This window comes from Chitinophaga ginsengisoli (assembly GCF_003014595.1).
GTDB lineage: Bacteria > Bacteroidota > Bacteroidia > Chitinophagales > Chitinophagaceae > Chitinophaga > Chitinophaga ginsengisoli.
The window spans coordinates 296,999-320,499 of the sequence record NZ_PYGK01000005.1 but is presented as its reverse complement, the minus strand read 5'-3'; the positions used below and the strand labels follow the sequence as shown (position 1 = coordinate 320,499).

At 47.3% G+C, this 23,501-nt stretch carries 16 protein-coding genes; 11 read left to right on the top strand and 5 right to left on the bottom strand.

The genetic code is table 11. The features are described 5' to 3' along the window. The first annotated feature begins 107 nt into the window (after window positions 1–107). The 4 genes from CLV42_RS14875 to CLV42_RS14860 all read left to right on the top strand — a co-directional run bounded on the left by CLV42_RS14875 (window position 108) and on the right by CLV42_RS14860 (window position 5,938). The gene (locus tag CLV42_RS14875) at window positions 108–668 is read left to right on the top strand and encodes a YciE/YciF ferroxidase family protein (protein ID WP_106602709.1); all 561 of its coding nucleotides are present in this window, start codon (window positions 108–110) and stop codon (window positions 666–668) included. A gap of 37 nt (window positions 669–705) precedes the next feature. Then, window positions 706–2,889, top strand: a complete 2,184-nt coding sequence (locus CLV42_RS14870) for a catalase (protein ID WP_106602708.1) — start codon at window positions 706–708, stop codon at window positions 2,887–2,889. 420 nt (window positions 2,890–3,309) lie between these two features. Further along, window positions 3,310–5,292 (top strand): ATP-binding protein, encoded by a 1,983-nt coding sequence (locus CLV42_RS14865; RefSeq protein ID WP_170117522.1) that lies wholly within the window; start codon window positions 3,310–3,312, stop codon window positions 5,290–5,292. A gap of 22 nt (window positions 5,293–5,314) precedes the next feature. Next, entirely contained in the window at window positions 5,315–5,938 is a 624-nt protein-coding gene (locus CLV42_RS14860; RefSeq protein WP_089834170.1) for a response regulator transcription factor, read from the top strand. On the opposite strand, the gene CLV42_RS14855 is transcribed toward CLV42_RS14860, so the two are convergent. Both CLV42_RS14855 and cobA read right to left on the bottom strand, forming a co-directional pair. Next, window positions 5,935–6,627: a Crp/Fnr family transcriptional regulator gene (locus CLV42_RS14855; RefSeq protein ID WP_106602706.1), complete on the bottom strand. Its 693-nt coding sequence runs from the start codon at window positions 6,625–6,627 to the stop codon at window positions 5,935–5,937. The genes CLV42_RS14860 and CLV42_RS14855 overlap by 4 nt on opposite strands. Further along, a complete protein-coding gene (gene cobA, locus CLV42_RS14850) occupies window positions 6,614–7,372 on the bottom strand; it encodes a uroporphyrinogen-III C-methyltransferase (RefSeq protein WP_106602705.1) in 759 nt (252 codons plus the stop codon). Before cobA ends, CLV42_RS14855 begins: the two co-directional genes overlap by 14 nt. Before the next feature lie 194 nt (window positions 7,373–7,566). On the opposite strand from cobA, the gene nirB reads away from it, so the two are divergent. The 7 genes from nirB to CLV42_RS14815 all read left to right on the top strand — a co-directional run bounded on the left by nirB (window position 7,567) and on the right by CLV42_RS14815 (window position 19,917). Further along, window positions 7,567–10,071: a nitrite reductase large subunit NirB gene (gene nirB, locus CLV42_RS14845; RefSeq protein WP_106602704.1), complete on the top strand. Its 2,505-nt coding sequence runs from the start codon at window positions 7,567–7,569 to the stop codon at window positions 10,069–10,071. 45 nt (window positions 10,072–10,116) lie between these two features. Further along, window positions 10,117–10,491: a nitrite reductase small subunit NirD gene (nirD, locus tag CLV42_RS14840; RefSeq protein WP_106602703.1), complete on the top strand. Its 375-nt coding sequence runs from the start codon at window positions 10,117–10,119 to the stop codon at window positions 10,489–10,491. Between the two features lie 55 nt (window positions 10,492–10,546). Then, entirely contained in the window at window positions 10,547–11,902 is a 1,356-nt protein-coding gene (locus tag CLV42_RS14835; protein ID WP_245901657.1) for an alginate export family protein, read from the top strand. Between the two features lie 30 nt (window positions 11,903–11,932). Continuing rightward, window positions 11,933–13,231: an MFS transporter gene (locus CLV42_RS14830; RefSeq protein WP_106602702.1), complete on the top strand. Its 1,299-nt coding sequence runs from the start codon at window positions 11,933–11,935 to the stop codon at window positions 13,229–13,231. A 2-nt stretch (window positions 13,232–13,233) separates the two neighbouring features. Then, a complete protein-coding gene (locus tag CLV42_RS14825; protein WP_106602701.1) occupies window positions 13,234–16,791 on the top strand; it encodes a nitrate reductase in 3,558 nt (1,185 codons plus the stop codon). A 1-nt stretch (window position 16,792) separates the two neighbouring features. Next, window positions 16,793–18,274 carry a rubredoxin gene (locus CLV42_RS14820; RefSeq protein WP_106602700.1) on the top strand — a complete coding sequence of 494 codons (1,482 nt, stop codon included), beginning with the start codon at window positions 16,793–16,795 and terminating at the stop codon, window positions 18,272–18,274. A 158-nt stretch (window positions 18,275–18,432) separates the two neighbouring features. Then, a complete protein-coding gene (locus CLV42_RS14815; RefSeq protein ID WP_106602699.1) occupies window positions 18,433–19,917 on the top strand; it encodes a malate:quinone oxidoreductase in 1,485 nt (494 codons plus the stop codon). A gap of 106 nt (window positions 19,918–20,023) precedes the next feature. Here the strand turns inward: CLV42_RS14815 and CLV42_RS14810 are convergent, their stop codons facing one another. The 3 genes from CLV42_RS14810 to CLV42_RS14800 form a co-directional block, all read right to left on the bottom strand. Continuing rightward, window positions 20,024–20,710, bottom strand: a complete 687-nt coding sequence (locus CLV42_RS14810) for a histidine kinase (protein WP_106602698.1) — start codon at window positions 20,708–20,710, stop codon at window positions 20,024–20,026. A gap of 134 nt (window positions 20,711–20,844) precedes the next feature. Next, entirely contained in the window at window positions 20,845–22,185 is a 1,341-nt protein-coding gene (locus CLV42_RS14805; RefSeq protein ID WP_170117521.1) for an undecaprenyl-phosphate glucose phosphotransferase, read from the bottom strand. A 64-nt stretch (window positions 22,186–22,249) separates the two neighbouring features. Then, window positions 22,250–23,494, bottom strand: a complete 1,245-nt coding sequence (locus CLV42_RS14800) for a WcaI family glycosyltransferase (RefSeq protein ID WP_106602696.1) — start codon at window positions 23,492–23,494, stop codon at window positions 22,250–22,252. Window positions 23,495–23,501 lie beyond the last annotated feature (7 nt).

Here is a 23,501-nt window from a genome sequence, read left to right as displayed (position 1 = left end):
CACATACTGGGCAAAATCTGCTACAGGCTTATCATTTCAGCCGGGCTATTCCTGTACGTACCAGCCACGGTACGGTGTTGGCAAGACAATATGAAAAGTATTTACTTATGGCTAAAAACTCATCCATCAGTCGGAAAGCGGTCCGGTCTGCTGAAACAGCATCAACCGCTACGACAGACTCCCGCCTACAGGAATTTTTCTGTGAAGAGATCAAAGATATTTATTGGGCTGAAAATCATATTGCCAAGGCCCTTCCCAAAATGAAAAAATCTGCTACGACACCCGAGTTGCAGATAGCATTTGAAGAGCACCTGCAAGCTACACTGGGACATATTAACCGCCTTGAGCAGGTATTTGACCTCCTGGGTAAACCTGCAAGAGGTAAAAAATGCGATGCAATTGAGGGCATTGTGCTGGAAGGTGAATCCATTATTTCCGATACGGAAGCAGGAACTGCTACCAGGGATGTAGGACTGATCCTCGCGGCACAGAAAGTAGAACATTATGAGATCGCCACTTATGGCGGACTCGCACAGCTGGCCAACACACTTGGCCTTACGGAAGTAGCCTCCCTGCTCGAAGCCACACTGGCAGAAGAAAAAGAGACAGATGCACTGCTGACACAAATAGCGGAAAATAACATCAACTACGAAGCGGCAGCAGAATAAGCCTTCCTCATCTGATAACCATAAAAAACTCAAAACAATGCCCGGGAAAAAGACTATCAAAGCTCTTGACGAGAATAAAAAAATTGAAAACCTATCCCCCGACATAGAAGACAGCACAGGTGAGATCATTACGACCAATACCGGCGTAAAGATCAATGATGATCATAATTCACTGAAGGCTGGCGATCGTGGTCCTACACTGATGGAGGATTTTATCTTCCGGGAAAAGATTACCCACTTTGATCATGAGCGTATTCCGGAGCGGGTCGTCCATGCACGTGGGTCCGGTGCACATGGTGTATTCAGGGTATATGAATCCATGGAAAAATATACGAAAGCCGGCTTCCTTACAGACCCTTCGCGGGAGACGCCGGTATTTGTGAGATTCTCTACTGTGGCAGGTTCCAGGGGATCTACAGACCTGGCCCGCGATGTAAGGGGATTTGCAACGAAGTTCTATACAGATGAAGGCATCTTCGACCTGGTAGGTAATAACATGCCGGTATTCTTTATACAGGACGCTTTGAAATTTCCGGACCTGGTACATGCCGTAAAACCGGAGCCACATAATGAAATACCACAGGCAGCATCTGCGCATGACACTTTCTGGGATTTCATCTCACTCATGCCGGAATCCACCCACATGGTGATGTGGCTGATGAGCGACCGTGCCATTCCGCGCAGCTTCCGCATGATGGAAGGATTTGGTGTGCACACCTTCCGGTTGGTGAATGCGGCCAACGAAAGCCATTTTGTGAAGTTCCACTGGAAACCTTTGCTTGGCGTACATTCGGTAGCCTGGGATGAAGCACAGAAGATCTCCGGTAAGGACCCTGACTTCCATCGTCGCGACCTCTGGGAGGCTATCGAAAGCGGTAACTTTCCTGAATGGGAATTAGGTGTGCAGATCGTGCCTGAAGCAGATGAACACAAGTTTGATTTCGATCTGCTCGACGCTACCAAGATCATCCCGGAAGAGCTGGTCCCGGTACAGCGCATCGGTAAAATGACGCTGAACCGCAATCCTGATAATTTCTTTGCAGAGACAGAACAGGCGGCATTCCATATCGGACATGTCGTACCAGGCATAGATTTCACCAACGATCCCCTGTTACAGGGTCGGCTCTTCTCCTATACCGATACACAACTGATACGGTTGGGAGGGCCCAATTTCCAGGAGATTCCCATCAATCGTCCTATCAACCCTGTACACAATAACCAGCGGGATGGATACATGCGGCAGACCATTAACAGGGGCAGGAGCAGCTATAGTCCTAATTCCCTTGGTGGAGGAGACCCGGCACAGGCGAAAGCGGCAGAAGGCGGATTCACTTCTTATACAGAAAAGATCAGTGCTGTTAAGATCAGGGAAAGAAGCCGTAGCTTCTTCGATCATTTCAGTCAGGCTACCCTTTTTTATAACAGTCAGTCAGACCCGGAAAAACAACATCTCATTGACGCGTTCCGCTTTGAACTGGGCAAAGTGGAAACGGTAGCTGTCAGACAACGCATGGTGGGCATTCTGACACAGGTAGATAAAGACCTGGCCACACAGGTGGCGCATGGCCTGGGACTGGAGGTGCCGGAAATGCCGGAAAAGCCCATTAATCACTCAGTACCTGCGGATGCTGACCCTGAAAGATATGAACCATTTCCACCTAAAGCACCCGTTCCGGATATCTCCGCAGCACTGAGTATGGCCAATACGGTAAAAAACAGCATCCATACCCGGAAAATAGCATTGCTGGCAGCTGATGGCGTGGATGCGGCGTCATTAACAACGGTTAAAAATGCACTGGAAGCAGCAGGCGCTATTACAGAAGTAGTAGCACCACATCTGGGAAGCATCCTTGCAGCAGATAATACATCAATACCCGTAGTCAGAAGTTTCCTGACCGCCGCTTCAGTCTTATATGATGCTGTATACGTTGCAGCAGGCGTGAGCAGTGTAGCAACACTGGAAGCAGATGCAGATGCGGTACATTTCCTGAATGAGGCGTACAGGCATTGTAAGGCCATTGCTGCACATACAGGCGCATTGCAGGTACTGGAAGCTACCTATTTCTTTAAAAAATTACCTGAGGATCTTTCGGAAGAATCAGCATTGATGGAAGGTGTTATAGTGGGTGAGGATACGGCTGCACTGTCGAAGACATTCATCAGTGCTATTGCGCAACATCGGTTCTGGGAGAGAGAGAAACCACGCAGAGTACCTGCCTGATCTTCGTTTTGATGGTGGATGGCAGCGGGTCCACACACCCGCTGCCCTTCATCAAGGTTCTTCAACAAAAATACAATCTGGGGCGTCACAAAAATGTTGATACTATGTTGATACTATAAAGACGGTTAAAATATTTCTGGTAGTTTATTTTTGTGATATCCTCGGAGGTGTATAATGCCCATCCACATAAAACATTGGTCTAAACAATTTTTAAGGGACTATTAAAGCAGCGATATATACCTGTAACCATCATCATCAAGGGCTTTCAAAATCACAATGCAAAATTAATAATGAAGTCAGGGAAAAAAATCCCGGAAAACAGGGGTTTTCCCAGGGAGGAGCTATTGATACTTTTACAGAAGAAAAATAATAAGAATATGTATCTCAAATAATTATATATTTCCGCCCTGATTTATGCCCATGAGAATACCTATACTTATCGTCCTATTTTGTATAACTGCCAGGTTATACGCCCAGACCCATTCTACAACGGGTACCAAACGCGGATCTTCCGACGAGGTATCTTCCGAACTATATATAAGGCTGGCCAGGAAACTCCCCCTGAGGGACACCGTGCAGGCGCTGAAGTATTTCAAACAGGCATTGCAGCTGGAAGAAGATCATAACAACAAAATCGGTATTGCACGCACTTACCTGGCTATAGGCGCCTGGTTCAATTCGATTAATAATTTCCCGGAGGCAGAAAAACACCTGCTCATTGCCAGAGAAGATATGCTGAAAGATACGAGCAGGGAAGGGCGTACGCTGCTGGCACAGATCAAGATCAACCTGGCAGAGGTATTGGGTAATAAGGGCCAGGCACAATTTCAGATGGAGGAATACCTGCAGACCATTCCCATACTGGAAAAACTGAACGCCATTCCGGAGTTAAATGCTACCTATCAAAGCCTGGGGGATATCTTCTTCAGTAAGTCACAGTATAAAACGGCGATCTCCTATTATTATAAAAGCCTTACCAGTTATGACGATCCTGCACGTTATAACGATCTGATAGCCAGCAGGCATTTAAGTCTGGCCAGCTGTATGTATCACCTGGACAGTCTGCAGAAGATGGAAACCCATCTGATGGCCGCCAAAGAAAAGCTGGACAAGACCGGTGTGGACTCCATTAGTATATGGGCCGACTACTATTATCACCAGGGATTGCTGGATGTGAAACATCAGTTATATCACCATGCAACAAACATGTTTTATAATGGTCTCACCATTGCCCGCAGACTTAACTACAATGTGGCTATCTGCAATAACATGTACTCACTGGCAAAACTTTTTGAAAGACAGGGACAATACGACAAGGCCATGAAGCTGATGGATGAATACGGGCGCCTGTCATTTACGCTGAAAGATTTCCCTTTCCGCTTAAATGCACTGGACCTGATGGCTGAGTTGTCATTCAAACAGCACTTTCCTGACGATGCATATAAATACCTGCGGCAATACATCATACTGGCCGACAGTCTGCAGGACTGGGAGATCACAGAAAAGATCCACGAGCTGGAAGCGCATTATCAGTCATCCGAAAAAGAGAACCGCATTTTGCAATTGCAGCATGAGAACGAACGGCAGGAATTTGCATTGCAGAAGAACCGGCTGCTGATATCGCTCATGGTGGTGATCATATTATCATTACTGGTAGTGGCGGCACTCAGTTACCTGTTTTACCGTAATGGCCGCAAGCTGCTGGAACAACAGCGGCAACTCCATGAATTTGAAGTAGAACGCATCCGCCAGGAACACAAGATATCCCTCCTCTCTGCCATGCTGGAAGGACAGGAGAAAGAACGTACCAGGCTGGCGCGTGACCTGCATGACGGATTGGGCGGACTATTGTCGGGGATTAAACTGGAACTGTCTACCGTGAGCCCTTCCCAGACTACGGTACACAGGCAATCAGTGGTACAGAATACCTTACAGCGCCTGGATGGTGCTATGGACGAACTGCGCCGTATTGCCCGTAGTATGATGCCAGAGATACTGATTAAATATGGTCTCGGAGAAGCCACGGTAGAATACTGCAGGGGACTGAAAAAGACCGGTACTGACAACATCATCTGCCAGGTGTTCAATTTCCAGGCAGATAAAATGGAACATACACGACAAGTGGTATTATACAGGATTATGCAGGAGCTGGTGAACAATGCCATCAAACATGCGGAAGCCTCACAGATACTTGTGTTACTACAGCAGACAGACAATACACTGTTCCTCACCGTGGAAGATGACGGAAAGGGCTTTGATACAACCGTAGGCAATAAACTCAAAGGGGCCGGACTGGCGAATATAGAAGCCCGCGTGGAATTCCTGGGCGGTAAGATCGATATCCAGTCAGAACCCGGCACCGGTACGGCCATTACCATTGAATGCGCGACATCCATTAATTAGTTACACTTAATTGAAAGAAGTTATGATCAAAGTAGTAGTGGTAGAAGATCACCCTATCATGGTAGAAGGACTGAAGAACATCCTCCGGAGTGATGCAGGCATAGAACTGAACGGCGATTACGGTGACGGTAAAAGTGTATTACAGGCACTGGAAAAAGGACAGCCTGATGTGATACTGATGGACGTGAACCTGCCGGACATCAGTGGTGTAACCCTTTGTGGCGAAGTGAAAAAGAAGTATGAAGATGTAAAGATCATTGCGCTGAGCATCCATGATGAGCAGCCTGTTATCCACAGCATGCTGCAGAACGGCGCGAGTGGTTATGTGCTGAAGAATGCGCTGGGCAATGAGATCATCCGGGCTATTTACGCCATTATGGATGGGGAGGAATACCTATGCAGCAGCACCAAGGAAGCACTGAAGAATGCCGATATGGAATTGCTGAAAGCAATACCACGTATTACCCGCAGGGAAAAGGAGATATTGCAGCTGATCGGTAAAGGTTTAACGACGATGCAGATAGCAGACCAGTTGTTCATCAGTACCCATACGGTGGAAAGCCACCGCAAGAACCTGATGGAGAAGTTCGGTGTGAATAACACTACTTCAGTGGTGAAGCTGGCATCAGAATACAAACTGCTCTAACCAGCTTCAGCTTCCAGGATCTCTAATCTGGCAGGATCTTTTACAGCGATATACTTACCGGAAATGGCAATAATGTCTTCCTGTATGAGCTCACTCATGATACGGAAGGCAGTTTCGTAGGTAGTACCGGTATAAGAAGCCAGGTCCTGTCGGCTGAGTGTCATATTAATATACCCCTCTTCGTTGGTACCGAACTTTTTCAGGAGGGCGAGCAGGGCATGCGCGATACGGCCCTTTACAGGCATATGTACGAGATTGCGCATATTCTTCTCTGACTCCTGCAACTCACTGGCATAGAACATCATAAGCGCATGCAGGAGCTCATGATTGACTTTGAGTGTAGCCTGGAAGAAGGCGAGGTCTATAAAACAGAGGTCCACCGTCTCAAGCGCAGTTGCTGATACGGGATAGACCATTTCACTGCCCACACCCCGGTGGCCGACAATGTCTCCTTCTTTTGCAAAGCGGACGATCAGCTCTTTTTCTTCGCCCCAATGCTTGTGCACCTTTACTTTGCCTGCATTCACGAAATAGATCCCATTCACCGGCTCTCCTTCCCGGAAGAGCATCTGACCTTTTTTTAACGTGAAACTTTGTCTGTGTACGGCAATGGCTGGTTTCCATGCAGGGATACACAACTTACATAACATACAGGATTGCAGGTCGCAACCATGTTTATCTTTCTTCATGCCTGTCGATTAATTGCTGCACCGCACCGGTCATGTCCTTCAGGTCCACCACTTTTCCCACCACAATTACTGCCGGATTCGACATGCCGGCATGCTGCGCTTTGAATACAATATCTTTAACTGTACCTGTTACCACTTTTTCCCTGTCAGTAGAACTGTTCTGGATAATGGCCACAGGCAGATTGCTTTTACCATACCCTGTAAATATATCCATAATAGCCTCCAGCTTACTCATCGCCATTAATATAATAATAGTGGCGGTAGAGCGGGCGGCCAGGTCTATATCTGCTGAGATCTCTCCAGTCAGGGTTGTACCCGTAGTGACCCAGAAGCTCTCTGTAATGCCCCTGGATGTGAGCGGTATCATCTGACCCGCAGGGCCTGCCAGTGCACTTGAGATACCAGGTACCACCTGTACCGGGATACCGGCTCCTTTAGCGGCGGCTATCTCTTCCGTAGCCCTGCCAAACACGAAAGGGTCTCCTCCCTTCAGCCTTACTACATGCCCGTGGCTCCGGGCATACGACACGATCAGGTGGTTGATCTCCAGCTGCGATAGTGAATGACATCCGTAACGCTTGCCGACGAACCGGACAACAGCCCCTGGTTTTGCGTAACTCAGTAACACCTCATTTACCAGGGCGTCATATAATATTACATCTGCCTGGCGTATAACGTTCACTGCCTTTAAAGTAATTAGTTCAGGATCCCCTGGTCCTGCTCCCACCAAAGATAAATATGCCATACGAGATATATTACAATAATATTTATATGAGTAAAATCATACGAACCACTATAAAATTAGAACTCTTATTGCTAATTTCATGATGCAGATCATAAAAAACGGCTCTTTTTACAACTTAAACAGGAAAATAGTTATCATATTAATTATTTAATCATATAAAGCCGTCTCAAATTTATCAACTCAAATCTTTGGCAATGAAAATTGTAATTATAGGCAATGGCATGGTTAGCTACAAGTTTTGTGAGAAAATACTCTCCAAATTGCCAGCCCGCTCTGCTGAGATCGTGGTTTTTGGAGAAGAACCCCGCCCTGCCTACGACCGTGTACATCTAAGCGAGTTTTTTGCTGGCAAAACAGCAGACGACCTCCTAATGGCGCCTGCCGACTGGTACGCTTCCAACCATATTACCCTTCACCTGGGCGATCCTGTTCAGCAGATCGACCGTACCAATAAAACAGTTCATTCATATAAAGGTATTACAGAAGCGTATGATTATCTCGTTATTGCTACTGGTTCTTCCGCTTTTGTACCTCCTATTCCCGGGGTGGATAAAAAAGGCGTATTTATTTACCGCACTATAGAAGACCTGGAACTGATGCAGGATTATGCCCCTAAAGCGAAAAGAGGGGTAGTGATTGGTGGTGGCCTGCTGGGTCTGGAGGCAGCTAAAGCACTGCTGGACCTGGGCATTTCCGATACCCATGTAATAGAGTTTGCGCCAAGGCTCATGCCCCGCCAGATCGATGAAAGCGGGTCCCGCATCCTGGAGCAGCAATTGAAACAGCTTGGTTTACAGATACATACGAATAAGAATACCAGTGAAGTACTGGGCGACGATACCATGACCGGCTTACGGTTCGCCGATGAAAGCATCCTGGAAGCCGACATGCTGGTTATTTCCGCCGGTATCAAACCAAGGGATGAACTGGCGAAGCTGAGTGGTCTGGAAACCGGTCACCGGGGTGGTATTGTGGTGAACGAACACTTACAAACCACTGATCCTGAGATATATGCCATCGGAGAATGTGCCCTCTATCATGGCATGATCTACGGTCTGGTAGCACCTGGCTATGAAATGGCGGAAGTGGTAGCCACTCATATTGCCGGCGAGGCACAGCAGAAAACCTTCACCGGTTTTGACATGAGCACGAAACTAAAACTGATAGGTGTAGACGTAGCCAGCTTCGGTGATCCTTTTGTATCTGCAGAAAGCAGCCGGAGTATCGTGTTTGAAGACACGATGAAAGGGGTTTACAAACGCATTAGCATCACTAATGATGGAAAGTACCTCTTAGGCGGTATCCTGATCGGAGATGCAGATGCTTATAATATGTTATTACAGACGGCCAAAAATAAGGTAGTTCTCCCTCCCAACCCTGAAGACGTGCTGCTGGGCTCCCGTGGGGGTAGCCAGGAGGCCGGTCCGGGCGTACTGGGTCTGCCGGACGATGCCATCATCTGTAGCTGCGAAAGCGTGAGCAAAGGCGCTATCTGCACCGCTGTGGAAGCTGGCAACGAAACACTGGACGCCATTAAGAAATGTACCAAGGCAGGCACCTGCTGCGGCGGTTGTACCCCGATGGTGAAAGACCTCATTACCGGCACTATGAAGGCGCAGGGTAAATATATCCGCAATGTGATCTGCGAACACTTTGCTTACTCCCGCCAGGAACTCTATGACCTGATTCGTATTAAAGACGTCCGCTCCTTCGATGAAGCACTGGACCACTACGGTCACGGCGATGGCTGTGAAGTATGTAAACCTGTTGTGGCATCTATCATGGCCAGTCTCTGGAATGATATGATCCTCGATAAAGGGAACGATGTGGTACAGGACTCCAATGACCGTTTCCTGGCTAATATCCAGAAAGGCGGTACTTACTCTGTAGTCCCCCGCATCCCCGGAGGGGAAATCACACCAGCCAGACTGCTGGTCATTGCACAGGTGGCCCTGAAATATAACCTGTATACCAAGATCACCGGCGGACAGCGTATCGATCTCTTCGGTGCTCACCTAAGCGATCTGCCGGATATCTGGGAAGAACTGATCGCGGCAGGTTTCGAAAGTGGTCATGCCTACGGAAAGGCCCTGCGTACAGTTAAGAGCTGCGTAGGTTCTACCTGGTGTCGCTTCGGGCTGCATGACAGTGTGAGCTTTGCTATACAGATAGAAGAACGCTACCGTGGTCTGCGTGCGCCGCACAAGATCAAATCTGCCGTATCCGGTTGTATCCGTGAATGTGCAGAAGCGCAGTCAAAAGACTTCGGCATCATTGCTACAGAAAAGGGTTGGAACCTGTATGTAGGCGGTAATGGCGGTTCCAAACCACAACATGCCATTCTGCTGGCGGCAGACCTGGACAGCGAAACCTGTATCCGTTACATCGACCGCTTCCTGATGTTCTACATCAAGACTGCCGATCCGCTGACGCGTACTGCTACATGGCTGAACAAGCTGGATGGAGGTATCACCTACCTGCGTAACGTAGTGATAAATGACAGCCTGGGAATAGCAGAAGAACTGGATAGAGAAATGCAGGCCCTTGTAGATAAATATAAATGCGAGTGGAAGGAAGTAGTAGAAAGTCCTGAACTGCGCAAGCGCTTCAATCACTTTGTGAATGCGCCAGGCGCAAAAGATCCGACCGTAAAATTTGACAACATGCGGGAACAGAAGAAAGCCGCAGAATGGAAATAAGCAAGAGATCCCATTAAAAGACATTCATCAATAAACAGATAACTTATGTCGACAGCCATTAGTACAAACACACAAACAACCGTAGAATGGTTCTATGCCTGTAACGTAATAGACGTTCCGCCTAACGGAGGAGTATGCGTAAAGTATGATGATGTACAAATTGCATTGTTCCGTTTCGCGAGGCGCGATGCCTGGTACGCTACCCAGAACATGTGCCCTCACCGTCAGCAGATGGCCCTCAGCCGCGGCATGACAGGCACACATGACGGCGAACCGAAAGTAGCCTGTCCGTTCCATAAAAAAACATTCTCCCTCGAAGATGGCCGTTGCCTGTCAGACGAGACAGAATGTTCCCTCACCACGTACCCTGTCAAAGTTGAGAACGACAAGGTGTACATAGGGATCATGCAGGAAGCATAATAACAGCAGCAGAGAGCGGGAATACTCTTATTGCTCACATTATCAACCAGAATGCATGAAACAATTGTTCTCAGCGGGTTTCTTTTACCTGCTCTGTATGTTTTTTTTGCGCACGTCAGCGCAGGCACAATTTACACTGGGCGCTCAACTCAGGACACGCACAGAATTAAAGGACGGCCAGGGGGCCCCACTGCCGCAAGGCTCCTCCCCTGCCTTTTTTACCTCCCAGCGCAGCCGCCTCTTTGCAGGCTTTAGCGGCTACCGTTTTAAACTGGGATTGACAGTACAGGATGTCCGCATATGGGGACAGGACGCATCCACCATTAACAAGACCACTACACAGGAGAACAATGGACTGATGTTGCACGAAGCCTGGGCCGAAATTATGCTGCTGGACACAGTAGTAAAGAACAAGCACCTAAGCCTCAAGATCGGTCGACAGGAAATTATTTATGACGATCACCGCCTGCTGGGAAACCTGGACTGGGCGCAACAAGGCCGCCGCCACGATGCAGCGGTACTGAAGTATGAAACAGGGCCGTATACTTTACACCTGGGCGCTGCATTCAATCAGAATAAAGAAAATGCAGCCGGTACAGTTTATAATCCCACTCCCCCGGGGAATTATGCCGCCACAACAAATGGTGGTACTATGTACAAAAGCCTGGAGTATCTGTATGGCGCAAGGAAACTATCCGCAGGAAGTATCTCTTTCCTGTTCCTGGCAGACCAGTTCTCCAAATTCCATCCGGACAGCACAGGCGTTAAGCTGTGGGACAAAGGCGTACATACCCGCATGACAACCGGACTATATTTTAACAACACGTTCAATAAGCTGACGCTGACTGCTGCAGGATATTACCAGTTCGGAACGAACGCCAATGCACAGGAGCTCAGCGCCGGATTATTGTCTGCCGCTTTTCAATACCAGCTGTGCAAGTCCTTCAGCGCAGGTCTGGGTGCTGACTATACCACCGGTGGCGTCAATGCAGCAGGCAAAAGCCATGCATTCGATCCGCTGTATGGCACACCACATAAATTCTGGGGATATATGGATTACTTCTATGTAGCCAGCGGCTTCGGTAACAGAGGCTTGCAGGATTACTACCTGAAGACAAAATATAAAGCGGGATCAAAGTTTCAGATGACGGGAGATGTACATGAGTTTTACAGTGCAAGCGATGTAGTGGTGAATGGCGCTTCACTCAGCCGGAAATTCGGCACCGAAGCTGATCTTGTGGCAATGTATGCGCTGACAAAGGTGATATCTTTTGAAGCAGGGTACAGCCATTTCTGGAATACTGCTTCATTGACGTCATCCACAGTTAAGAATATCTCCAATGCACAAAGCAACAGCAACTGGGCATATGTGTCGATCAATATCAGACCAGAGATGATTTTTAACAAGTAAACAACATTATTCAACCAGATCTTTTTCAACATGAATACGCAACAACCGCTTAATAAACTGCCTCTCTTTTCACTGAACTCGGTGCAGATGCGCACCTTTCACACCACCTGGCTGATGTTCTTTGTCTGCTTCTTTGGCTGGTTTGGCCTCGCGCCGCTGATGCCCACCATCAGGGAAGACCTCGGGCTGACGAAATCGCAGGTAGGTAATATCATTATTGCTTCCGTATCCAGTACTATTATCGCACGACTGATCATCGGTAAGTTGTGCGATACCTGGGGCCCACGCAAAACAGCTATACGGCTGTTGATCGCAGGTTCCCTGCCGGTATTCCTTGTAGGACTGGCGCATGATTATACAACGTTCCTGTTGTTCCGCCTTGCTATCGGTGTGATAGGCGCTTCTTTCGTTATCACACAGTTCCATACATCCATGATGTTTGCAGCGAATATAAAAGGGACTGCCAATGCCGTTACCGGCGGATGGGGTAACCTCGGTGGTGGTGTGACCAACATGGTAATGCCGCTCATCTTTGCTGCCATCGTAGGTTTCGGATATACCAAACATGAAGCATGGCGTTTTGCGATGATCGTACCAGGCATCATGATGCTGATAGTAGCATGGATGTACCACCGTTTTACCCAGGACACTCCTGCTGGTAATTTCGATGAGATCGACCGCAGCAATGCTGTGAAATCAAAGACCGACTGGACCATACTGGGCGACTGGCGCATCTGGGCACTGACAATGGCTTACGGGATGTGCTTTGGTATGGAGATCACATTTGATAACGTAGCATCCCTGCACTTCGTAGATACTTTTCACTTATCGCAGAGCAGCGCAGGTTTCTGGGCAGGCATCTTTGGTTTCATGAACATTTTTGCAAGAGCAATGGGCGGTATCATATCAGATAAGGTAGGTGCTAAATCAGGCATGAGAGGGAAAGGTATCCTACTGGCAATTGTATTACTGCTGGAAGGTATAGGACTGTTGCTGTTTGCACAGGCAGGTTCCCTGGCACTGGCCATCATATCCATGCTCAGCTTCGCACTATTCCTGAAAATGGCGAATGGCGCCACTTATGGTATTGTACCTTTTATCAATGAAAAAAATGTGGGACTGGTAAGTGGTATAGTAGGCGCCGGTGGTAACCTGGGAGGTATGCTGTTTGGCTTCCTCTTCAAGTCTGAAAGCATCACTTATGTGCAGGCATTCACTTATATCGGTTATATCGTGATAGCGGTATCGTTTATAGTAATGATCACAAGATTCATTAAGAAACCTGCTACAGAAACGGCCGCTGCCGGGAATGTAGCATTTGCTGAATAACAATGACAGGCAATCATCAACATAGTAAACTCCCTGCGGGCAGCTATCGTAGCACCTGCTGCTATTGCGGCGTAGGTTGCGGTATTGTTGTACACAGGGACAGGCAGGGAAAACTCAGCGTGGAAGGAGACAAAGACCATCCGGTGAACAAGGGCATGCTTTGCTCTAAAGGCATGAACCTGCATTACACCGTGATGGACACATCAGACAGGCTCTATTACCCGGAAATGCGCTACCACCGGCATATGTCAAGGCAGCGCGTTTCCTGGGATCAGGCACTGGAGCGTACCGCTGCAGTATTCAGACAGATGATAGCGCAGTACGGCCCTGAGTCAGTAGCCTTCTATGCCTCCGGTCAATGCCTGACAGAAGAGTATTATGTGGTGAATAAGCTGATCAAAGGATTCATTGGCAGTAACAACATAGACACCAACTCGCGCCTGTGTATGAGCAGCGCAGTAGCTGCCTATAAACTGTCTCTGGGTGAAGACAGCGTGCCTGGAAATTACGATGATATAGAACAGACAGATTGCATATTCGTAGCCGGCGCTAATCCAGCCTGGTGTCATCCGATACTGTGGCGCAGGATAGAAGCTGCAAAGGCGAAGAATCCTAACCTGAAGATCATTGTAAGTGATCCGCGTGTAACGCAAAGTTGCGCGATAGCGGATATCCACCTGCAATTGATGCCGGGTACCGATATCGTGTTACACCATGCTATCGGCAGGCTGTTGATAGAAGCCGGTCATACCGACCATAACTTCATCCAGCAACATACGGAAGGTTTTACGAAATACCGGGATACTGTCATGCAGCGCAGCATTAGCAGCGCAGCAGCGGTATGCGGTATTTCGGAACACCTGATCTATGAAGCAGCTGCCATGCTCGGAAAGGCAAAGGGGTTTATGACCATGTGGACCATGGGTCTGAACCAGAGTGCTGTAGGCGTCAACAAAAACCTGAGCCTTATTAATCTCAACCTCATCACCGGGAAGATCGGAAAGCCTGGCTGCGGACCATTCTCGCTGACCGGACAGCCCAATGCCATGGGTGGCCGTGAAGTAGGTGGTCTGTCCAATATGCTACCAGCACACCGTGTGCTTGACAATCCAGCACACCGCAAAGAAGTACAGGAATTCTGGGGTGGTACAACTATCTCCGACAAACCGGGACTCACCGCTACCGAAATGTTCGAAGCATTGAATGACGGCCGGCTGAAGGCGATCTGGATCATGTGTACCAATCCGCTGGTAAGCCTACCTGACGCACGTATGGCGGAAGCGGCTTTACAGAAGGCGAAGTTTGTAGTAGTACAGGAGATCTCTTCCAAACCGGAAACATTACGTTATGCAGATGTAGTGCTTCCTGCCGCGGCATGGACAGAAAAAGAAGGTACCATGACCAATGCAGAAAGGCGTATCACCTATCTGCAAAAGGTAAATGATGCACCAGGAGAAGCATTACCAGATGCAGAGATCATCTGCCGCTTTGCAAAGAAAATGGGCTACCATGGGTTTGATTATGAAAACCCGGCTGCCATCTATGCGGAACATTGCCGGCTCACTACAGGGACCAATATCGATGTCAGTGGTGTGAACTATGAGTTGCTGAAAGAAAAGAGATCCTTGCAATGGCCTTATCCTGCCGGTGCAACAGATCATGGTACACCAAGACTATTTACTGATCATAAATTTTATACTGCATCCACCAAAGCAATTATTCATTCTTTTCCTGATGATAACCGGTCAGCGCCACCTGATCCGCAGTGGCCACTCATCCTCACTACAGGCCGTATCCGCGACCAGTGGCATACGATGAGCAAGACCGGTAAAGTCAGCAAACTGAAACAACATATTCCATCACCACTGCTGGAGATCCATCCGGAGGATGCTATAGACAGAGCTATCCGGGAAGGAGATATTGTGGAGATCTCCAGTGAAAATGGTGTTGTGCGTGTAAAAGCACAATTAAGCAAATCCATCAAAAAAGGGGTGGTTTTCCTCCCCATGCACTGGGGTAAAATACTTGACAATGACCTGAACCGGGCTAACAATCTTACCAACCGGCTGGTGGACAAGATCTCTAAACAACCGGATCTGAAGTACACTGCCGTGCAGGTAAAACTGTACGAGAAGCCAGCACAGAAGATCGTTATTATTGGCGCAGGAGCAGGTGCCTGTGGCTTTGTAAAGGCTTACCGTGATATAAACACCACTGATACCATCACGGTATTCAGTAAAGAAGATCAGCCTTTTTATAACCGGGTGATGTTACCCGATTACATCAGCGGTACCCAGCAATGGGCGCAGCTGGTGAAGATGACAGACGAAGAAGAAAATCTGCTGGATATTACCCTGCACAGAGGCGTTAGTATTAATGAGATAGATCGTGAGCAGAAAACGGTAACAGACAGCAATGGCAATATACACGCATATGATGTACTCATAATGGCCATGGGTAGCCGTGCGGCCACCCTCAGGGATACGCCTTCGCTGGATGGTATCTTTACCATGCGTAACCGGCGGGATGCAGATGCATTCGTCCGGCATATTGATCCGGCAGCAGGAAAAGTGATGATCGTTGGTGGCGGGCTGCTGGGTATTGAATTAGCTGCTTCACTAAGAGAGATGGATATAGACGTGGCAGTTATACAACGTACGTCTAAACTGATGGACCGACAGCTGGATGCCCTGGGCAGCCAGCTGTTGTATGAAGAACTGACCGACCGTGGCATTGAGATCCTGTACAATGATGAGATAGAAAGATTCACTGGCCTGAACAAACTTGATGGCATAAGGCTGAAGAGCGGAAGACATGTGTCTTGTCAGGCCGTTGTGATGTCGATAGGAACCGTGCCTAATATCGAACTGGCCCGCGCTTCTCATCTGCTTTGCAAAAGAGGCGTGGTCGTAAATGAATACCTGCAAACCAGTGATCCCAGCATCTTTGCTATCGGAGAGATTGCAGAGTTCAACGGTACGCTGTATGGTATTACAGCCGCAGCAGAACAACAGGCCGCTGTGGTGGCCCGCTATATGGCGGGCGATCTGGCAGGTTATTACGAAGGATCATTGTTTATGAACATCCTGAAGATGCATGGCACTGATCTATGCTCGCTGGGTACAATAGAAACACCTGATGATCCTGCGTATGAAGAAGTAGTGTTCATTGATAAGTCAAAGCGGTATTACAAGAAATGTGTCATCCATAACGATCGGCTGGTAGGCGCTATCCTGATCGGCGACAAATCAGAGTTCCTGGAATTCAGGGACCTGATCTCCAATAAAATTGAGTTATCTGAAAAACGGCTGGAACTATTGCGCTCAGGCAAGAAAGCCACCCCGGTGATCGGTAAATTGGTATGTAGTTGCGGAGGTGTGGGAGAAGGCAATATCTGTGAGAAAATAAAAGAAGGCGCCCATACGCTGGACAGCCTATGCCAGGCGTCTGGCGCAGGAATGGGATGCGGCAGTTGCCGCCCGGAGATCAAAGCAATATTGGAGAAGGAACTGCCTTCCGGTAAAAAGGAAGAAGCAGTATTTATCATGCAAGCAGTTTAATATGATCAGACATACACAGACAGTGAGCATCAATTTTACGGGAGGGATCGTCTCTCCCGGACAACTGCTGACTATTCTGGATATTGCGGCAGCAGCCAGGGTAACCCAGGTAAAATTCGGTCTCAGGCAACAGCTGCTGATTGAGGTGCCCGGTAAATACCGGAAACAATTTGAAGAAGATTGTGCCCGCCAGCAGATCGTGTTCCATGCTTACGGAACTGCACCCAATATTACCAGCTCTTATCCGGCAGCTGGTATTTTCATTAGTGACAGCTGGTTAAGTGAAGGTTTCTATAAAGACGTATTTGCATTATTTGATTATATACCTACCCTGAAAGTGAATATCTGTGATAGTAAACAGACCTTCACTCCTTTCTTCTCAGGACATATCAACTGGATTGCGGCAGGCGCAGCGCATTACTGGCACCTGTTCATCCGCTTCCCGAAAAGTAGCCGCCTCTTTGCCTGGCCTGAGCTGGTCTATACGAACAATATCGGACAGTTAAGTCAATGCATTGAGTCTATCGTATATCAGCGCCCGACTATCAGTAATGACGAGTTATACGCGCTTGTGAAGAGCAAACTGGAATATGCCGGCCGGCCGGTAACAACCGAGTTGGAGTTGCCTCCCTTCCACCTGCCTTATTATGAAGGTTTCAACCGGCATGAGAATCATTACTGGCTGGGTATTTATCGCCGGGACGAAGAGTTTCCGCTGGAATTCCTGCAGAACGTCTGTAAGATCTGCCTGGAAACGCGCACAGGTCAGTTATATGCCACTTCGTGGAAATCCCTCATCATCAGGAATATAGCCCCCGAGCATAGAAGGCTGTGGGATTATATCCTCGGTAAATACGGGATTAACGTAAGGCATGCGGCCAATGAGCTGAACTGGCATGTGGAAGATAACAGTGAGGATGCCCTGATCATCAAAAGGCATATTATACGGCATTTTGACAATGCTGATGTCAGAACTTACGGACTATGTTTCAGCATCCGGATCAATCCGGGGAATAACTGCTTCGGCTCTATTGTGATCAACAAACAGGAGAGCAAAACCAAAAGCCGCCTGAAAGGTCATCAGCGCTTTGACATTCTTTATACGCAGGATTTTAACCCGAATTCAGGCACTTTACTACCCTACAGGACAGGAGTGGCCAAAGAGCACCTGGGCCCTTATATTACGTCCCTTTGCCGGGAATTTTATGAGAACAATGCTCTTACCGATCCCCTGCTGAATTATGTAGCTGGTCAGCAGACACTTATCAGCAGTACCCAACCGGAAAAAGAAGTGTATCAATGTACACACTGCCTGACCGTTTATGACGAATCTATTGGGGACCCCAGCCAGGGCGTTACACCCGGCACTTCTTTTCATGAGCTGCCGGAACAGTACTGTTGCTCACTCTGCGAAGCTTCATTAACAGACTTCACCCCTGTCACGGCCGCATCCCTGGGATGGCTGGCCGGTACGCAGGATTAACAATATATTTGCATTATTCGCATATGCACTACAGCAGGTAGTTACAGTGAAAAATGGCTATATTTTATCGCAAAAAGGTGTAATACGAACACTAAAACGTTATAGAACTATAGTTTTTCGTATTATTTTTGCAGCGCAAATCGCGTAAATAATTTAATATGTCTCCTAAATCGGCGCCTGACATCGTCTTAATCGGTGCGGGCATAATGAGTGCAACGCTTGGTGTATTGTTGAAAGAATTACAACCGGAACTAACCATTGAGATATTCGAAAGACTGGATATCATTGCAGGAGAAAGTTCGGATGCATGGAATAACGCAGGTACAGGGCATTCTGCCTTCTGCGAACTCAACTACACCCCCGAAAAGAATGGTAATATCGAGATTGGTAAAGCTATCAAGATTGCCGAATCCTTTGAGGTATCCAAGGAATTCTGGTCTTTCCTCGTACAGGAAGGATGCATAAAATCCCCGGAGACATTTATACAAAGCATTCCTCACATGAGCTTTGTATGGGGTGAAAACAACGTTCAATATCTGAAGAAACGCCAGCAATTGCTGGAAGCCAATAATTTATTCAAAGGCATGGAGTATTCAGAAGATCCTGCCGTCCTGAAACAATGGATCCCATTGGTAATGGAAGGAAGAGACGATTCTGAAAAAGTAGCGGCTACCCGTATGGAAGCTGGTACTGACATCAACTTCGGCGCCCTTACCCGTGCGCTCATCAACTACCTGCAGCAACAGGAAGGTGTACATGTACACCTGAAACATGAAGTACGCGACATCGCAAGAGAGGAAGATGGCAGGTGGTACCTGAAGGTGAAAAACCTGGAAACAGGCAAGAGAAGGAAACTACATACAAGATTTGTATTCATAGGCGCTGGTGGTGGTTCTCTGCCACTGTTGGAGAAATCAGACATTCCTGAAGGTAAAGGCTTCGGCGGCTTCCCTGTAAGCGGCCAGTGGCTGATCTGTAAAAACCCGGCTGTTATTGAAAAACATGCCGCGAAAGTATACGGTAAAGCATCTGTAGGTGCACCTCCAATGTCTGTGCCTCACCTGGATACACGTATGATAGATGGCCAAAAGGCCCTCCTGTTCGGACCTTATGCCGGCTTCTCCACCAAGTTCCTGAAAAATGGTTCCTGGCTCGATCTGCCAAGGTCTATCAAATTCAATAATATCCGTCCGATGATCGCTGCTGGTCTCGACAACCTTCCGCTCACCAAATATCTGATCGACCAGGTACGTCAGTCGCCCGAAGAAAGACTGGAAGCCTTACAGGCATTCCTGCCGGAAGCAAAGATAGAAGACTGGGAACTGGAAGTAGCAGGCCAACGTGTACAGGTGATCAAAAAAGACCCTACGCATGGGGGTATCCTGGAATTCGGTACGGAGGTAGTAAGTGCTTCAGACGGTTCTATTGCGGCCCTGCTGGGCGCTTCTCCGGGAGCTTCCACTGCAGTGTCCATTATGCTGGAATTACTGGAACGCTGCTTCCCTAAAATGCTGGCAACACCAGCATGGCAGAACAAGCTGAGACAGATGATCCCATCTTACGGACAAAAACTGGCTGAAAATCCTACGCTCCTGGAGCAGGTAAGAACCTGGTCAAACGCAGTATTGGCGCTGAAGAAATAAATAGCATTTACATACTGGTAATAAAAAAAATAGGGGATATGGAAATATCCCCTTTGTTTTAACCTTATCTTATTGTTTCTAAGAGACGTGTTTCAGGCTGTAAGACTTATGCCCTACAGGGTATTTTCACCAGCACCACCACATTCTTCTCCGGTTCCGCCAGTATTTCAAAAGTGCCGTCATGTAAGGCGGCGAAATACGACATCATATGACATATCGGCTGGTGTAATATCTCGTTATCCCCCCTCTCCGATGATTTGAAGGGAGACGAAAAGATATAATTAGCATAAAAAGTTCCCTTTACTTCAAAGTATCCGGACCCAAAAGTAAATACCATCTTCGGGATCTGATGGGTGGTTGAGTGCCGCTGCATCCAGAAAAAAAGGTTCAGGACCAACTGCCGCATCACGGTTTCGTCAATGTTCGCCTCCACAGGTATTTTACTATGCTGTAATTCAACGGCGGGAGACAGTAGATTGTTGTATGGCTCTTCACGTACCAGTTGCCCCAGAAAAAAATGCAAGTTGGTCATCTTTCGCTTCAGCTGGAAGGTTTTGTCCAGCATATGCTGTATGATCCGTATATTCTGCAACTGAAAATCAAGCTCTATCACCTGCGCTTTGATCGACTCTGCCTGACGGGTGATCTTGTTTCCCATTGCTTTCCCGTCGTACAGTACTATGAGTTCAACACTTGAAAGAATGCTTGCTACAATAGATTTCAATTCGTGAAAGATGTCTTCTATTAGCCGGCTGTCTTCAAGGAAATTTTGTGCTGACACAGAACTTTTCATGTAACGCTGTTTACAGGCATCCCTGAAGTTGACCCCGGCGTACCCTGACTACCGGAGTGTAAAAATAACACTTAACGCGATTCCTTTTCTATTAACATTCTTACTAATACAAGTAAAATATGCTATAAAAATTGTTAAAATGCGTTCTTATCTCCTCTTATAGTGTTAAATACAGTTAAAAATATAATTCGCAGATCTAGATACACTGACCAGTTTTCCATGTACCAGATATCATGTTCGATACGTTTACGCAAATGTAATTCATCAGTCACCTCACCGCGATACCCGTTCACCTGTGCCCAGCCAGTGATACCAGGTTTCAGGAAGTGACGGATCATATATTTCTGAATGACCGCTGAATATTCCTCTGTATGTTTCAGCATATGTGGACGTGGACCAACGATAGACATATCACCCAAAAACACGTTCAGGAACTGCGGCATCTCATCCAGATTTGTCTTACGCAATATACGCCCGATCTTCGTAAAACGACGGTCATTCCTTGTCGCCTGCTTGGAGTTAGCATCTTTGTTCACATACATACTTCTGAACTTCAAACAACGGAAGGTCTGATTGTTGCGCCCGGTACGATGCTGCACAAAGAATATAGGCCCTCTTGACTCTAACCTTATCAGCAACGCCAGTAGAGGTATGAGCCAGCTCAGAATAAAAAGCATTACGGCACCACTGAACACAATATCAAAAATACGTTTCCTTAACCGGTTGGCAATATCATCCAGCGGTTCTGCTCTCAATGATATGATAGGTATATTATCGAGGTAGTCTACATATATCTGGCGATTCACAAACATTCTGAAGTCAGGCACAAAACGGAAACGGATAAAATGACGTTCAGCTTCATGTGCCAGCGTATACAGATAAGGGAACTGCTCAGGCGATAAGGTAGAATAGATCTCCCTGATATTGTTTGACTGTGCATATGGAATGCAGTCTTTCAGTGTACCAATCACCGGGTACAAAGACAGTTCATGCACATTGTTGTATTCTTCAAAATACCCTTCAAAACGCAGGTTACTTTTGCGACCTACCAGGTTGTCCACCAGTTGTTTTGAGAGATCATTATAACCTACAATTACCACCTTGCGTTCGATCTCTTTACGGTGAATGATGTAGTTGGTAAGCATATAAAAGAAAAGCCTGTCCAGCAGCACAACCAGTACGAACAATGTCATATAGGTCACGATGAAGATCCTGTTAAACGCTTCTTTGTTCAGGAATACAAAAACCAGCAACAGCAGCAGGTATAACATGATACTCTGCAACAGCTTTTTGATGATTCTCTCTACAGACATCTGCTGGCTCATAAAATAAAGACCTGTTGTATACAGGGCTACAACCCACGCAATATTTGAGGCCAGCAGGAAAGTATCTCTATTCACACTTACCGGCACGCCATATTGCTGCAGCCAGTAAAGCGTAAAAAAGAAGAAGGCATTGAGGCAAATAAAATCCATTACAAGGATCTGAATGCTACATATTTTAAGATATCGGTCTAACATAAAATAAGGTTCAATGATGTTAACTAACTACCGCTTCCTCGAAACGAGACATTATTTTTCCTACAGACAAATGTGTTTCGGCATACACACGTCCGTTCCTTGCTATCGCCGGAGCATTGTCCTGCATAGCCCTGATAATGCCATCAGTAAGCGCCTGCTGATCTTCTGCCTTAACCAGTATGCCCATATTATGCTTGTCTACCAGTTCATACAGGCTGGTACCGCTATTGGCGGTGATCAGTGCCAACCCTCCTACCGCCAGGATAGTGGTCAGTTTGGATGGCATCACCAGGTCGCTTGCGTTGCCTTTCTGTATCACCAGGTGCACATCGGCCATATTGAGGAACTGATTGAATTTTTCAAATGGTTGCAGCGGAAAGAATATAACATTATCAAGACCTCTCCCTTCTGCTTCTGCTTTTAATTTCTCCTTGTAAGGACCGGAACCACAGATCAGGAATTTCAGTTGTTGATCACTCTTTAGTGTTTCGGCAGTATTTAGAATTGCTTCCAGCCCCTGCTTCTCTCCGATCGCACCTGAATACAACACGATCTTGTCATTGCTGTTAAAGCCGTATTCCGCCTTTAGTTTTACACGGTCTTCAATAGGATGGAACAAGGTCACGTCCACCCAGTTGGGGAAGAAGAAAATATCCTTGCCGGCTTTCTCCTGGATCCTGCGCATCATACCATCTGATATACTGCTCACCATGTCCGCGTTCTTAAAGATGTAGCGCTCCAATCCGAACAATGCTTTAATGAGCTTTGGAGATGAGATCATATTCAGGTCACGCGCCGCCTCTATCTGCATATCCTGTATGTGGTAGAAGAACTTCGCACCTTTGAATTTCTTATACAATACAGCCAGTAATCCCAGGTGAAATGGTGGCACCACCGTAATCACTACATGATACTTTTTACGGGGCAGCAATTGCAGTATTTTGAAGAAGGCAGATACGGCGAAAGAGAAGTCCAGCATGATACGTGTCTTGCCGGAAGGCTTTGCCGGCACATACTGCGGACAACGATATACTGTGATCTTTCCTCCCTGTCCGTTATTCTCTATCACTTCTTTCTTATACCAGTTCTTGTTCCTGTCATAAGGAGGTTGCACCTTCCACTCCGGATAATAAGGATAACTGGTAATGACAGTACAATCATATCCCTGTGCTGCCAGCCATTTGATCATTTCCCCATTATACTTACCTATTCCGGTGGGCTCCGGCGAGAAATTACCTCCAATCAATAGTAATCGCTTGGACATACCGCTA

Excerpts from the sequence above, each read along its gene's own strand:
- CLV42_RS14870 (WP_106602708.1), top strand. The coding sequence starts at position 706 with ATGCCCGGGAAAAAGACTATCAAAGCTCTTGACGAGAATAAAAAAATT.
- CLV42_RS14855 (WP_106602706.1), bottom strand. The coding sequence starts at position 6,627 with ATGAAGAAAGATAAACATGGTTGCGACCTGCAATCCTGTATGTTATGT.
- CLV42_RS14830 (WP_106602702.1), top strand. The coding sequence starts at position 11,933 with ATGAATACGCAACAACCGCTTAATAAACTGCCTCTCTTTTCACTGAAC.
- CLV42_RS14825 (WP_106602701.1), top strand. The coding sequence starts at position 13,234 with ATGACAGGCAATCATCAACATAGTAAACTCCCTGCGGGCAGCTATCGT.
- CLV42_RS14810 (WP_106602698.1), bottom strand. The coding sequence starts at position 20,710 with ATGAAAAGTTCTGTGTCAGCACAAAATTTCCTTGAAGACAGCCGGCTA.
- CLV42_RS14800 (WP_106602696.1), bottom strand. The coding sequence starts at position 23,494 with ATGTCCAAGCGATTACTATTGATTGGAGGTAATTTCTCGCCGGAGCCC.
- CLV42_RS14835 (WP_245901657.1), top strand. The coding sequence starts at position 10,547 with ATGAAACAATTGTTCTCAGCGGGTTTCTTTTACCTGCTCTGTATGTTT.
- CLV42_RS14805 (WP_170117521.1), bottom strand. The coding sequence starts at position 22,185 with ATGGATTTTATTTGCCTCAATGCCTTCTTCTTTTTTACGCTTTACTGG.
- CLV42_RS14865 (WP_170117522.1), top strand. The coding sequence starts at position 3,310 with ATGAGAATACCTATACTTATCGTCCTATTTTGTATAACTGCCAGGTTA.
- CLV42_RS14860 (WP_089834170.1), top strand. The coding sequence starts at position 5,315 with ATGATCAAAGTAGTAGTGGTAGAAGATCACCCTATCATGGTAGAAGGA.
- cobA (WP_106602705.1), bottom strand. The coding sequence starts at position 7,372 with ATGGCATATTTATCTTTGGTGGGAGCAGGACCAGGGGATCCTGAACTA.
- CLV42_RS14875 (WP_106602709.1), top strand. The coding sequence starts at position 108 with ATGGCTAAAAACTCATCCATCAGTCGGAAAGCGGTCCGGTCTGCTGAA.
- CLV42_RS14815 (WP_106602699.1), top strand. The coding sequence starts at position 18,433 with ATGTCTCCTAAATCGGCGCCTGACATCGTCTTAATCGGTGCGGGCATA.
- nirB (WP_106602704.1), top strand. The coding sequence starts at position 7,567 with ATGAAAATTGTAATTATAGGCAATGGCATGGTTAGCTACAAGTTTTGT.
- CLV42_RS14820 (WP_106602700.1), top strand. The coding sequence starts at position 16,793 with ATGATCAGACATACACAGACAGTGAGCATCAATTTTACGGGAGGGATC.
- nirD (WP_106602703.1), top strand. The coding sequence starts at position 10,117 with ATGTCGACAGCCATTAGTACAAACACACAAACAACCGTAGAATGGTTC.